Below are 13682 nucleotides of genomic sequence, written 5' to 3' on the forward strand. Positions count from 1 at the left end.
CCCGGGCACCACAGCAACCCCGGCATAAACCCACTCTTTACACATTCTTTATGCCCCGCCACACCCCTCGATCTCGCTCCTTTACAGCCTCCCTGCCGACAATCACTCCACACGCGGCAATACGCCGTAACACGGAGAACTTCCATGAGCGTTCTGGACGGAGTGTCACTGCTATTGGCAGTGGGACTGTTCATTTATCTGTTGGTTGCGCTGTTGCGCGCGGACCGGAGCTAGGAGCGGCTATGCACAGTTATGACTATTGGCTGATCCTCGCCTTCTTCGCCGTGGTGCTGATTCCGGCACCGTTTCTGGGGCGCTTCTACTACAAGGTGATGGAAGGGCAGCGTACCTGGCTTTCGCCGATTCTCGGCCCGGTGGAGCGTGGCTGCTATCGGGTGGCCGGCGTCGATCCGCAGGCCGAACAGAGTTGGCAGAAATACACCCTGGCCTTGCTCGCCTTCAACCTCGCGGGCTTTTTGCTGTTGTTCGCGATCCTGATGTTCCAGGATCACTTGCCACTGAACCCGCAAAACCTGCCGGGCCAGGAGTGGACGCTGGCGTTCAACACTGCCGTCAGCTTCATGACCAACACCAACTGGCAGGCCTATAGCGGTGAAGCGTCCCTGAGCTACTTGAGCCAGATGGTTGGCCTCACCGTGCAGAACTTCGTCAGCGCCGCCACCGGTCTGGCGGTTCTGGTTGCACTGTGTCGCGGCATTGGTCGCAAGTCGACCAAAACCCTCGGTAACTTCTGGGTCGACATGACTCGCGCCACCCTCTACGGCCTGCTGCCTCTGTGCTTGCTGCTGGCGCTGTATCTGGTGTGGCAGGGTGTGCCGCAAACCTTCGCGCAATATGTGAATGCCGTGACGATGCAGGGCGTCGATCAGGTGATCCCGCTCGGCCCGGCCGCCAGCCAGATTGCGATCAAGCAACTGGGCACCAACGGCGGCGGCTTCTTCGGCGTCAACTCGGCGCATCCGTTCGAGAACCCGACGGCCTGGAGCAACCTGTTCGAAGTCGCCTCGATCATTTTGATCCCGGTGGCGCTGGTGTTCACCTTCGGCCATTACGTGAAAGACCTGCGTCAGAGCCGCGCGATTATCGCCTGCATGCTGGCGCTGTTTTTGATCGGCGGCGCGACTTCGCTGTGGGCTGAATACCAACCCAATCCGACCCTGGCCAATGTCGCCGTCGAACAGACCGCGCCGCTGGAAGGCAAGGAAGCGCGTTTCGGCACCACCGCCACCGTGCTGTGGTCGGTGACCACTACCGCAGCATCCAACGGCTCGGTCAACGGCATGCACGACAGCCTCAACCCGCTGAGCGGCATGGTGGCGATGGTCAACATGATGGTCGGCGAAGTGATCTTCGGCGGCGTCGGTGCCGGGCTCTACGGCATGTTGCTCAACGTGTTGATCGCGGTGTTCCTCGCCGGGCTGATGATCGGCCGCACGCCGGAATACCTCGGCAAGAAACTGCAAGCCCGGGAAGTTCAGCTGCTGGTGGTGACCTTGCTGGTGATGCCGGTGGGCGTGCTGGTGCTCGGCGCGATTGCCGCCAGCCTGCCAGGCCCGGTGGCAGCGGTGAGCAACCCCGGTGCTCATGGTTTCAGTCAGTTGCTTTATGCCTACACCTCGGCCAGTGCCAACAACGGTTCTGCCTTCGGCGGCTTCGGTGCCAACACCGCGTTCCACAACCTGATGCTGGGGCTGGGCATGTTGATCGGGCGCTTCGGTTACATCCTTCCGGTGCTGGCCCTGGCCGGCAGCCTGGCGATGAAGAAAACCGCGCCGATCGGCCAGAACAGCTTCCCGACCCATGGCCCGCTGTTCGTGACCTTGCTGACCGTGACCATTTTGCTGGTGGGTGGTTTGACCTTCCTGCCGACGCTGGCGCTGGGTCCTATCGCTGAACACCTGAGCCTGGGCTTCTAAGGGGAATCGATGATGAATATGCCCGCAACTAAAGCCGCCGTCGTCAAGGCGCCGGAACAACCGAAAACCGCGATCTCGGCCCTTTGGCGCCCGGCGCTGGTGCAAGCCTTCGTCAAGCTCGACCCTCGGCAATTGCAGCGTGCGCCAGTGATGCTGGTGGTGGAACTGACCGCCATTCTCACCACCGTGCTGTGCTTCATTCCCGACAGCGCCGTGCCGACCTTCGTTGCCGCGCAAATCGCGTTGTGGCTGTGGTTCACCGTACTGTTCGCCAACTTCGCCGAAGCGTTGGCCGAAGGTCGCGGCAAGGCCCGCGCCGACAGTCTCAAGGCCGGCAGTGTTGGCTTGAGCGCCCGGCGCAAAAATGCCAATGGCAGCTTTCAGGTAGTGCCCGCCAGTAGCCTGCGCAAGGGCGACGTGGTGCGCGTCGAAGCGGGGGAGATGATTCCCGGCGACGGCGAGGTGATTGAAGGCATCGCGGCGGTCAACGAAGCGGCGATTACCGGTGAGTCGGCACCGGTGATTCGCGAATCCGGTGGCGACCGTTCGGCCGTCACCGGCAACACTCGACTGGTGTCGGACTGGCTGCTGGTGCGCATCACCGCCAACCCCGGTGAGTCGACCCTCGATCGAATGATCGCGCTGGTCGAAGGCGCCAAGCGCCAGAAAACCCCGAACGAAGTGGCGCTGGATATCCTGCTGATCGGCTTGACCCTGATCTTCTTGCTGGTGGTGGTGACCCTGCAACCGTTCGCCCACTTCGCCAACGGTAACCTGCCGCTGGTGTTCCTGGTCGCGTTGTTGGTCACGCTGATTCCGACCACCATTGGTGGCCTGCTGTCGGCAATCGGTATCGCCGGGATGGACCGTCTGGTGCGCCTGAACGTGATCGCCAAATCCGGTCGCGCCGTGGAAGCGGCGGGGGACGTGCACGTCCTGCTGCTGGACAAGACCGGCACCATCACCTTCGGCAACCGTCGCTGCAGCGCGGTTTATGCCGCACCAGGCGTCAGCGCCAAGGAACTGGCCGAAGGCGCGTTGTTCGCCTCTCTGGCCGATGACACCGCTGAAGGCAAATCCATCGTCGAGTACCTGCGCGGTCTTCACTCGCACCCCGAACCGTCCCCCGAAGTACTGACCGCCGTGCCGTTCAGCGCTGAAACCCGCCTGTCCGGTGTCGACTATCAGGGCCGGGTCTATCGCAAGGGCGCGGTGGATTCGCTGCTGAACTTCGTCGGCCTGAAACGCGCTGATCTGGCTCCCGCCCTGTCCCGGGAAATCGACAAGATCGCCCAGAGCGGTGGCACGCCGTTGCTGGTGTGCGCCGACGGCAAATTGCTCGGTGTGATCCATCTGAAGGACGTGGTCAAACCCGGCATCCGCGAACGTTTCGCCGAACTGCGCAAGCTGGGGATTCGCACGGTCATGGTTACCGGCGACAACCCGCTCACCGCCGCCGCGATTGCTGCCGAAGCGGGCGTGGATGACGTACTGGCCGAAGCCACGCCGGAGAAAAAACTGGCGCGCATTCGTCACGAGCAGAACGACGGTCGGCTGGTTGCCATGTGCGGCGACGGCGCCAACGACGCCCCGGCCCTGGCTCAGGCGGACGTGGGCATGGCGATGAACGATGGCACGCAGGCGGCGCGGGAGGCGGCGAACATGGTCGACCTCGACAGCGACCCGACCAAGCTGTTGGACGTGGTGCAGATCGGCAAGGAATTGTTGGTGACCCGTGGTGCGCTGACTACCTTTTCCATCGCCAACGACGTGGCCAAGTACTTCGCGATCCTGCCGGCGCTGTTTGCCTCGATCTACCCGCAATTGGGTGTGCTCAACGTCATGCATCTGAGCAGTCCGCAGAGCGCGATTCTGTCGGCGATCGTGTTCAACGCCCTGATCATTGTGGTGCTGATTCCACTGGCGCTGCGCGGTGTGCGGGTGCAGGCGGCGAGTGCGGCGGCGTTGTTGCGACGCAATCTGCTGATCTATGGACTGGGCGGGATTCTGGTGCCGTTCGTGGGCATCAAGGCGATCGACATGCTGTTGACGGCGTTGCATCTGGTTTAGCGGTTGTTGTTTGAGGCAGGGGCTTTTTGTGGCGAGGGAGCTTTTGTGGTGAGGGGGCTTGCCCCCGTTGGACTGCGTAGCAGTCCTGAAACCAGCCAACTCGTTGGGCCAGACAGCTCGCGGTTGCCGTATTGGGGCTGCTGCGCAACCCAACGGGGGCAAGCCCCCTCACCACAAGAAGCACTATTGCCTGAGCAGTAGCATCCAGACCTGAGTTTTTTATCGAATCGAGGATTTTGAAATGTCCACACTGATACGTCCGGCCCTGAGCCTGCTGGTGCTGATGACCCTGATCACCGGCGTCGCTTATCCCTTGGTGGTGACTGGCGTCGCCCAGGTCGCCTTCCCGGACCAGGCCAATGGCAGCCTGGTGCGCGACGCCGACGGCAAGGTCCGCGGCTCGTCGCTGATTGCCCAGGATTTTGTCGGCGACGCCTGGTTCCACCCACGGCCATCGGCCGGTGCCTTTGCCACCGTGTCGAGCAGCGCCAGCAACCTTTCACCGAGTAATCCGGCGCTGGCTACTCGGGTGATCGAGGAGGCCAATAAACTGCAGGTGGCCGGGCAGGGGCCGGTGCCGTTGGCGCTGCTGACCACCTCCGGCAGCGGCCTCGATCCGCACTTGCCACCGGCCGCGATTGCCTATCAACTGGCGCGTGTCGCAGCGGCGCGCAATCTGCCGGTGTCTACGCTTGAGCAATTGCTGGATGCGCACATCGAACAGCCGTTGGTGGGGCCGCCGGTGGTGAATGTGCTTGAGTTGAACCTGGCGCTGGAAAAGCTGTAAATCGGTGGCGCCGCGAAGAGGCCCTGACAGTCACTGCATCAACATCAGCATAAGAGAGAACTTCAAGCATGAGTGACTCCGGCCGCGCCGATGCGCTGTTAGCAGACCTGCCCCGCGATGGCCGCGGCCGGCTCAAGGTGTTCCTTGGCGCCGCTCCGGGGGTCGGCAAGACCTACGCCATGCTCCAGGCCGCCCACACTCAACTGCGCCAGGGCGTGAAGGTCCTGGCCGGGGTGGTCGAAACCCATGGCCGCGCCGAAACCGAAGCACTCCTCGCCGGTTTACCGCAGCAGCCGTTGGTGCGCTCTGAATACCGTGGCGTAATGCTCGAAGAAATGGACCTCGATGGCTTGCTCGCCGCCAAACCGAAACTGGTGCTGGTCGACGAACTGGCCCACACCAATGCCCCCGGCAGCCGTCACACCAAACGCTGGCAAGACATCCAGGAATTACTGGCTGCCGGCATCGACGTGTTCACCACGGTCAACGTCCAGCATCTGGAAAGCCTCAACGATCAGGTGCGCGGCATCACCGGCGTACAGGTGCGTGAAACCCTGCCGGACTGGGTGTTGCAAGAAGCCTACGAACTGCTGCTGATCGACCTGCCGCCGCGTGAGTTGCTGGAGCGTCTGCGCGACGGCAAAGTCTACGTGCCGGAGCAGGCGCGGGCGGCCATCGATGCGTTCTTCACCCAGACCAACCTCACCGCCCTGCGCGAACTGGCGATGCAAACCGCCGCCGCTCAGGTCGATAACGATCTGGCGCAGGGGTATCGCCAGTTAGGGCAAGCGGCGCCAGCGGTGCGCGGTCGCTTGCTGGTGGGCGTCGATGGCGATGCGCAGGCCGAGCGTCTGGTGCGTCACGCCAGTCGCGTCGCCCAGCGGCGGCATCTGCCGTGGAGCCTGGTGCATGTGGACAACGGCCGGGTGCGTGACGAACAGTCGCGCCTGCGCCTGCAAAGCGCCCAGCAACTGGCCGAACGCCTCGGTGGCGAAGTGGTGTTGCTGCGCGCCGGTGAGGTGGCGAAAACCCTGATCCAGCACGCCGCTGAACGTCGCGCCAGCCTGGTACTGGTGGGCCAGTCACGCCAGCGTTTGCGTCGACGCTTGTTCGGCGGCGGCCTGGCGTCGCGTTTGTTGCGCGATGCTCGCGGGCTGGAAATCAACGTGCTCGACAGCGATCACGAACAGCATCAGCCACGTCAGCGTTCGGCGCAGTCGCTGGTGTGGTTCGACTACGCGTTGGCGCTGGTGGCGACGGTGCTCGCCAGTGCCTTGGCCTGGGCGGTGTCGAGCGTCTTGCCACTGCCCAACATTTCGTTGGTGTTCCTTGCGGCGGTGTTGCTGGTGGCGGTGCGCAGCAGTCTTGGCCCGGCGCTGGCTTGTGCGGCGCTGTCGTTTCTGACCTATGACTTTCTGTTCATTCCGCCGACGTTCTCTTTCAGTATTCAGCGCGAAGAAGACGTGCTGACCTTGCTGTTCTTCCTGCTGATGGCGGCCCTGACCGGTAACCTTGCAGCGCGGCAACGGCGGCAACTGGAAGCCTTGCGCGACACTCAGGAAGAGACCAGTGAACTGCTCGACCTGTCGCGCAAACTCACCGCCGCCACCGACCGTCAGGCCGTGGTCAGCGCCGCGGCCCAGCATCTCAACGGCTGGAGCGACCTGAAGCTGTGCCTGCTCAATCGCGATGGCCAGAGCGGCTGGAAAGTTGAAACCGGTGGGCCGCTGGAGTTTTCCGAGGCCGAGCGCGCCGCCGCCGATTGGGCCTGGCAACACGATCAACCGGCAGGCGCGGGCACCGGCACCTTGCCGTTCGGGCGCTGGTGGTGGTGGCCGTTGTCGGTGGACGACGGGCCGCTGGCATTGCTCGGCGTGTGTGCCAAAGAAGGCCAGACCCTGAGCGGCCAGCGTCGGCGCTTGCTGACCGCGCTGAGCCAACCGTTGGCCCAGGCGTTGGCCCGGGCGCAACTGGCCGATGACCTTGAGGCCGCGCGTTTGCATGGCGAAACCGAACAGTTGCGCAGTGCGCTGCTGGCGTCGGTGTCCCACGATTTGCGCACGCCGTTGACCTCCATGCGCGGCAGCATCGACAGCCTGTTGGCGCTGGGCGAGGCGATTCCGCTTGCGGACCGTCGCGAACTGCTCGAAGGCACCCGCGATGAAGCCGAACGGCTGGATCGCTACATCCAAAACCTGCTGGACATGACCCGCCTCGGTCACGGCGCCCTGAAGCTGGCGCGGGACTGGGTATCGCCGGCAGACATCGTCGGCAGTGCACTTAATCGTCTGCGCGCGGTGCTGGCGTCGTTGCACGTCGTGACCGAAGTGCCGGCCGAACTGCCGCTGCTCTATGTGCATGCTGCGTTGATCGAGCAAGCACTGGTCAATGTGCTGGAAAACGCCGCGCGTTTTTCTCCGCCCCACGGACGTCTTGAATTGCGCGCCGGCGCCACTGACAGCGAGCTGTTTTTTTCGGTGAGTGATGAGGGACCGGGGATTCCGGAGGAGGACCGGGCGAAAATTTTCGACATGTTCTACACCGCCGCTCGTGGTGATCGCGGTGGGCAGGGTACGGGGTTGGGGCTGGCGATCTGTCAGGGTATGGTCGGTGCCCATGGCGGGCGGATCAGCGTCGCCGACGGCATCGAAGGGCGCGGCACCTGCATCACGCTGCACTTGCCGTTGCAGACTCAGCCGGGATTGGACAGTGAAGCCTGATCCCGCCTGCGCTACTCTCTTGCCACCTCTTTGTGTTGATGTGAATTCATGAGCCAGACCGCGACCATTTTGGTCATTGACGACGAACCGCAGATCCGTAAGTTCCTGCGCATCAGCCTCGCCTCCCAAGGCTACAAAGTGCTGGAGGCCGGCACCGGCACGGAAGGCCTGGCCCAGGCCGCATTGAACAAACCTGACTTGTTGGTGCTCGACCTCGGCCTGCCGGACATGGACGGCCAGCAGGTATTGCGCGAGTTTCGCGAGTGGTCGACGGTGCCGGTACTGGTGCTCTCGGTGCGCGCCAGCGAAGGGCAGAAAGTCCAGGCGCTGGATGGCGGCGCCAACGACTACGTGACCAAGCCGTTCGGCATCCAGGAGTTTCTCGCCAGGGTGCGCGCCTTGCTGCGTCAGGCGCCAACGGGTGAGGCCCAGGAAGCGGCGCTCAGTTTCGGCCCGCTCACCGTCGACCTGGCTTATCGCCGGGTGTTATTGGACGGTGCCGAAGTGGCGCTGACGCGCAAGGAGTATGCGGTGCTGGCGCAACTGGCGCGGCATCCGGGGCGGGTGATCACCCAGCAGCAATTGCTCAAGGACATCTGGGGCCCGACCCACACCGAGGACAGCCACTATCTGCGGATCGTAGTCGGGCATTTGCGGCAGAAACTGGCGGATGATCCGACTCAGCCGCGGTTCATCGTCACCGAGGCGGGGGTGGGGTATCGGTTGTTGAGTGAAGTCAGCCTTTAGTTCTGTTTATCGCTCCCACGCTCTGCGTGGGAACGATCGTCAGTACGCTTTACCGCCAATCTTCATTGCGCTCACTCTCATACCGATCCAGCGTATCCCGGGCAATCTCCCGCCCCAGCGCGATCAGTTCCGGCGCCTTGTAGAACTCGAAAAAACGGCACACCCGCTTGGGCACGTTGATCAGGATATCCGGTGGATACCCGGCAATCTTGTACTGCGCCAATGAGGTCTGCATCACCTCGAAACTCTGGTTGATCAGGTCCAGCAAAGACGCCGGCCCGACGTTGTCGATGATGAACGACCCGGTGGCGGATTTCGGTGCGCCGTCGCTTTCCGGGGCTGCGGCCGGTTGCTGGGCTTCGGGCTGGGCGGATTCGATCCACGGGTTGATCTCGGCCGCTTCTGCCATCAGCGCTTCCTTTTCGAGAAGCAGCAATTGCTCCGCCTGTTTGCGGCGGAAAGGCAATTTCGAGCCCAGCGAGCTGATCAGGCTGTCGAAGCGGGTCTTGAATGCCGCCGGGCGCTGGATCACCGGCAGTTGATAGTGACGCTGGTTGGTGGAGTTGAGGTTGACCGCGATGATCAGGTCGCAATGGCTCGACACCACCGGCACGATCGGCAACGGGTTGAGGATGCCGCCGTCCACCAGCATTCGATTGCCCTGCATCACGGGGGTGAACAGGCTGGGGATCGCCGCCGACGCACGCATGGCCTGGTGCAGGCAACCTTCCTGGAACCAGATTTCCTGCTGGTTTGTGAGGTCCGTGGCCACGGCTGTATAGGGGATGCGCAGGTCTTCGATATTGATCTCGCCGACGATCTTGCGGATCTGCCCGAAGACCTTCTCCCCGCGAATCGCGCCCAAGCGGAAGCTGACATCTACCAGGCGCAACACGTCGAGGTAATCCAGGCTCTCGATCCAGTCGCGGTAATCATCGAGTTTGCCGGCGGCATAGATCCCGCCCACTACCGCGCCCATGGAGCAACCGGCGATGCAGGCGATGTCGTAGCCACGCCGTTCGATCTCTTCAATAACGCCGATATGGGCGTAGCCCCGGGCACCGCCCGAGCCCAACACCAGTGCGACACGCTTTTTCATGAATCGACCTCTTTGACAAGGTTCAACAATGCACCCAACGAGGGGCTCGCTTCAATCGCTATGGTCGTTCGACGGGAGCGGGCGTCGTTTTTTGACACTCAACGAAGGCGAGTAGGTATCCTCGCGAGCGCTATAGTTTCCACTGCGGGTCCAAGGCACTTTTCGCGCGCCAGAGCGGTCTTACCTGCACGACTGTCTATTATCTTTGAGGTGTGAGTAATGAAAGCCTGGATTTGTGTACCTTTGATTGCGTTGGCGCTTGCCGGTTGTGCCGGTAAAACCGCTTACCGTGACAGCTGCGGTAGCCAGCTCGACGCCGCCTGGCACGAACTGGATCTGGCCAAGGCCGAGGGTTTAGCCGGGACTGTCAGCTACTCCAAGGCGCTGTCGTTGCTGACCGGTGCCAAGACCCAGCAACAATTCGAAGCGTACGAGGGGTGTACCAGAAAGGCCGAGAAGGCACGTTTCTACATTCGTGAGTCCCGCGCCGGCCGTTGAGGCATGATGGAGCGTACTCAGGGTAATTCGATTCAGGGAGTACGCGATGTCTGCCGTGGTTGATCGGTTGGTGGCTCAAGTACTGGGCCTGGAAGTCCGTTTGCTGGCCTGTCAGGCTCGCTTGAGTGCCCGCACCGATCCGGAAGCGCTGCACGATCTGCGCACCACCGTGCGCAGATTGCGCAGCCTGCTTCGTCCCTTGCGCGGTTTGCCCGGGGTCGAACAACTGGAAGCAGCGTCGTCCCGGGTCGGCCAACTGACCACACCGTTGCGTGATCGTGAAGTGCTGGCAGCGTACTTGCTCCAGCACAATCAACCCGAGGCCGCGCACCGGCGCATGGCGCGGATGGCTGAGGCTTATCCAGCCGTGGCGATGAGCCCGGAGCTGACGCAGTTGTTGATGATCCTCGACGCCTTTCCGCGTTTCCTGCGGGCCTCCCAGCGCCAGGGTTTGCTCAAGGGCTTGCGTCAGCGCATCGAAAAACGCCTGGCCAAACAATGGAAGAAACTCGACCAGGCCCTGCACGATCCTGCCCATGACCGCCATCGTCTGCGCCTGCTGATCAAGCGTGCGCGTTATGGCATCGAAGCTTATCCCGAACTGGATCGTTTGCCGGAAGCAGCCATGCCCAGGCTGAAGTCGGCTCAGGCTGCCTTGGGGGATTGGCACGACAGCTGGCAATGGCTGGCCCGCGCCGAGGAAGAGCCTGATTTGCAGCCATGTGTCGAAGTCTGGAAAACCACTATGGCCCAGGCCGAAGAGCGCGCCGACCGTGTTCTCGACAAACTCAGCAGAGCTTGCTTCAAATCCTGAAACCATCACGAATCCAATGTGGGTTCCAGTCGAGCACGGCTCATCTGTCAGTAATTTTGGCCGGAATAAGCGCTGTGCCGGCCTTGCGGGCTGGTTAAGATCGCTCCATCCATTTTCCAGTCTCTGAGGTTCCCATGCGCTTTTCCGATCTGCTCGACGCTGTTCGCAGCCAGCCGCAGGAAGTGTCTATTCCACCTGAGTGGGGCCAGGGGCGGGCGAGTTTTGGTGGTCTGATCGCCGCCTTGCAATACGAAGCCATGCGCGCAAAAGTCCCGACGGATCGTCCGGTGCGCTCGCTGGCAATCACCTTTGTCGGCCCGGTCGAGCCCGATGTACCGGTCAGTTTTGAAGTCGACGTATTGCGCGAAGGCAAAGCCGTCAGCCAGGTCCTAGGCCGGGCAATGCAGAAGGGGCAAGTGGTGACGTTGGTCCAGGGCAGCTTCGGCGCTTCGCGAACTTCCGAAGTGGTGGTCGCGGCCAACCCGGCTCCTGAGATGAAGCATTGGGACGACTGTCAGGAACTGCCGTACATCAAAGGCGTGACCCCGGAATTCATGCGCTACCTGGCCATGCGCTGGAGTGTCGGTGGCATGCCGTTTACCGGTAACAAATCGCGGGACATGGGTGGTTGGGTACGCTTGCGCGGGGATGGGGAGGGCGAGTCGGTCAGCGAAGCCCATATCCTGGCGCTGGTCGACGCCTGGCCGCCGTCCTTGTTGTCGCATCTGAAGAAACCGGCGGCAGGCAGCACACTTACCTGGACCATCGAATTCGTCCAGCCGTTGCTGGCGTTGAGTACGCTGGACTGGTGCAAGTACCTGGTGGACATCGAACATGCCGCTGACGGCTACGGGCACGCCGCCGCCAATCTCTGGAGCGAAGACGGTCAGTTGATCGCCATGAGTCGGCAGACCGTCACGATTTTCGCCTGATCAGCGATGGCGACGGTGGCGTTCGCGCCAGGCGCGCCACCAGCCGCCACTGAAGAAAAACCGTGGGAAGGTCAGAAACTGCTCGACCAGCAAGCGTGATACCGCGTCTTTGCGATCACTGAACGGCTCGGAGGCTTGCGCCTCCAGGCTATGACCGTGACGCTGCAGGCCCAGGGCGGCAATCAAGCCGATGACGCCAATTGCGAAGCTCGCCAGATCCAGGCTGAACACCCCCGAGACCATCAGCAAAAACGCCACGATGAACAGCGGCACGGCAATCAGGTGCAACACCAGATTGGTCGGGTGCTGGTGATTGTGCGGGTACAGGCGCCATTGCCAGGCGGGAAGGTTGGGATGACGTTTACCCATGATGCTTATCCTTGGTTCGTTGAGGCTCATGAACAAAGAATAGGTCGGGCGAAAGCCGTCGGCGAATCAAGGCTGGCTATCGGCGCGATAGGGGTCATGGTCGATATTCATGTTGACTGCCTTCGCGGGCCCTTAAAGCTTGAGCTGCCCGATGGCCTTGCTCAATTCCCCGGCCAACATCGCCAATTCATTGCTGGTAATCGCCGAGTTCACGGTCTGCTTCACGGTGTTCTCGGTCACGTCGCGAATGCTCACCACGGCCCGATTCATCTCCTCCGCCACATGACTCTGCTGCTCGGCCGCCACTGCGATCTGCGTATTGCTTTCACGCATTTGCGCCACCGCACCGGTGATTTCAGCCAGGGCCACACTGGCTTCCTGGGCCTGTTGCATGCAGTCGTCCGCCTTGTACGAACTTTCCTGCATGAAATCCACCGCATCCCGAGTCCCGGCCTGCAGCGCTGAAACCATGGTGGTGATCTCGTCGGTGGACGTCTGGACCCGTTTGGCCAGGTTGCGCACTTCATCGGCGACCACCGCAAACCCTCGGCCCATCTCACCGGCCCGGGCCGCTTCGATGGCCGCGTTCAGGGCCAGCAGGTTGGTTTGTTCAGCGATGCTGTGAATCACGTTGACCACGCCGTTGATCTTCTGGCTGTCCTCGGCCAGGCGCTGAATCATCTCGGCGGTTTGCTGCACGCCAGTGGACAATCCGCCAATCGATTTCTGTACCCGAGTCACCACTTCCTGACCGCTGCCAGCCAGGGTGTCGGCGGTTTGCGAGAGGTCGCGGGTGGCGCCGGCGTGTTGGGCAATGTGATGGACCGTGGCGGTCATTTCGTTGATCGCCGTAGCGGCCTGATCGGTTTCGCTTTGCTGGCCGAGCATGCCGTGACGCACCTCGTTCATGCTCGCGGCCAGTCGCGCGGCGCCGACGTCCAGTTGCCGGGCGGTGCTGGCGACAGTGTTGACCACCCGCTGGTAGCCGGCCTGCATGGCATTGAAGGCATTGGCCATCTGCCCGACTTCGTCCTTGCAGGCCAGTGGCACACGGGCCGACAGGTCTCCGCTTTTCTCGACGTGGAGCATCACGTCTTTCAAGGTGTTGAGCTGGCTGAGCAGGAAGCGGATCAACAGTTGCGACGCGCCGAGCATCGCCAGCATCAGGATGAACACCGCTACCGCGTAGTGAGTAAAGCGCTCGCCGAACACCTGGCTCAGGCTCGGGCCGTAGGCAACTACCGCGACCTGTTGACCATCGGGGCGAGCGAACACCTCGGCGCCCATCAACGGATTTTCCCCGAACAGCGGCAAGGCATTGATCTGGACCCAACCGAGGGTATCGGTCAGTTCCAGAAGCGGTTGCCCATTCAGTAAAGGCGCTTGCCCACGATTGAAGGTCAGCAGGTTGTCGGCCTTGGGCAGCGGCTGCCCGACAGGCCAGGCATTGAGCAATCGTGCCTGGGCCTGGGCCGATACTTGCGCGGCGTGACTGCGGGCCTGTTGTTCGAGCTGCACGGCGTACAGCACCAGCAACAGGGTGGTGACAAAGGCGACTGCGTTGACCGCCCAGAATTTGTATTTCAGCGAGATATTGCTAAGCCAGGCACCCATGGAGGTCTTCTCTGATAGCGGAAACAGTTTTGGCAAGGTGCCATTATTGTGCCGCTACTCAGTGCGTCGGATCTTGATACAGGTCAACAAGCACG

At 62.2% G+C, this 13682-nt stretch carries 12 protein-coding genes; 9 read left to right on the forward strand and 3 right to left on the reverse strand.

Annotation, left to right across the window (positions count from 1 at the left end; translation table 11 throughout):
* Nucleotides 1-144: 144 nt before the first annotated feature.
* From kdpF to AF70_RS09190, 6 genes are all read left to right on the forward strand, one after another.
* Nucleotides 145-234, forward strand: coding sequence for a K(+)-transporting ATPase subunit F (kdpF, locus tag AF70_RS09165; protein ID WP_032830911.1), 90 nt, complete (start codon nucleotides 145-147; stop codon nucleotides 232-234).
* A gap of 8 nt (nucleotides 235-242) precedes the next feature.
* Nucleotides 243-1937: a potassium-transporting ATPase subunit KdpA gene (gene kdpA, locus AF70_RS09170; RefSeq protein ID WP_028939000.1), complete on the forward strand. Its 1695-nt coding sequence runs from the start codon at nucleotides 243-245 to the stop codon at nucleotides 1935-1937.
* A gap of 12 nt (nucleotides 1938-1949) precedes the next feature.
* Nucleotides 1950-4007, forward strand: coding sequence for a potassium-transporting ATPase subunit KdpB (kdpB, locus tag AF70_RS09175; protein WP_028939001.1), 2058 nt, complete (start codon nucleotides 1950-1952; stop codon nucleotides 4005-4007).
* A gap of 241 nt (nucleotides 4008-4248) precedes the next feature.
* The gene (kdpC, locus tag AF70_RS09180; protein ID WP_028939002.1) at nucleotides 4249-4794 is read left to right on the forward strand and encodes a potassium-transporting ATPase subunit KdpC; all 546 of its coding nucleotides are present in this window, start codon (nucleotides 4249-4251) and stop codon (nucleotides 4792-4794) included.
* Between the two features lie 68 nt (nucleotides 4795-4862).
* Complete coding sequence (locus tag AF70_RS09185; protein WP_028939003.1) at nucleotides 4863-7514, forward strand: sensor histidine kinase KdpD; 2652 nt, start codon at nucleotides 4863-4865, stop codon at nucleotides 7512-7514.
* Between the two features lie 48 nt (nucleotides 7515-7562).
* On the forward strand, nucleotides 7563-8261 hold the full coding sequence (locus tag AF70_RS09190) for a response regulator (RefSeq protein ID WP_019582557.1): 699 nt from the start codon (nucleotides 7563-7565) through the stop codon (nucleotides 8259-8261).
* Between the two features lie 49 nt (nucleotides 8262-8310).
* Here the strand turns inward: AF70_RS09190 and AF70_RS09195 are convergent, their stop codons facing one another.
* Entirely contained in the window at nucleotides 8311-9360 is a 1050-nt protein-coding gene (locus AF70_RS09195) for a patatin-like phospholipase family protein (RefSeq protein WP_018929812.1), read from the reverse strand.
* A gap of 219 nt (nucleotides 9361-9579) precedes the next feature.
* Here AF70_RS09195 and AF70_RS09200 point away from each other — a divergent pair, with 219 nt between their 5' ends.
* The 3 genes from AF70_RS09200 (at nucleotide 9580) to AF70_RS09210 (ending at nucleotide 11604) form a co-directional block, all read left to right on the forward strand.
* A complete protein-coding gene (locus AF70_RS09200; protein WP_018929811.1) occupies nucleotides 9580-9858 on the forward strand; it encodes a hypothetical protein in 279 nt (92 codons plus the stop codon).
* Nucleotides 9859-9904: 46 nt separating this feature from the next.
* Nucleotides 9905-10672 (forward strand): CHAD domain-containing protein, encoded by a 768-nt coding sequence (locus AF70_RS09205; protein WP_028939004.1) that lies wholly within the window; start codon nucleotides 9905-9907, stop codon nucleotides 10670-10672.
* Nucleotides 10673-10806: 134 nt separating this feature from the next.
* Nucleotides 10807-11604 (forward strand): acyl-CoA thioesterase II, encoded by a 798-nt coding sequence (locus AF70_RS09210; RefSeq protein ID WP_028939005.1) that lies wholly within the window; start codon nucleotides 10807-10809, stop codon nucleotides 11602-11604.
* On the opposite strand, the gene AF70_RS09215 is transcribed toward AF70_RS09210, so the two are convergent.
* Entirely contained in the window at nucleotides 11605-11973 is a 369-nt protein-coding gene (locus AF70_RS09215; RefSeq protein ID WP_019582554.1) for an Mpo1-like protein, read from the reverse strand.
* A 132-nt stretch (nucleotides 11974-12105) separates the two neighbouring features.
* Entirely contained in the window at nucleotides 12106-13587 is a 1482-nt protein-coding gene (locus AF70_RS09220) for a methyl-accepting chemotaxis protein (RefSeq protein WP_028939006.1), read from the reverse strand.
* Nucleotides 13588-13682: the final 95 nt, after the last annotated feature.

This window comes from Pseudomonas sp. KD5, assembly GCF_012932895.1.
In the GTDB taxonomy this organism is placed as follows: domain Bacteria; phylum Pseudomonadota; class Gammaproteobacteria; order Pseudomonadales; family Pseudomonadaceae; genus Aquipseudomonas.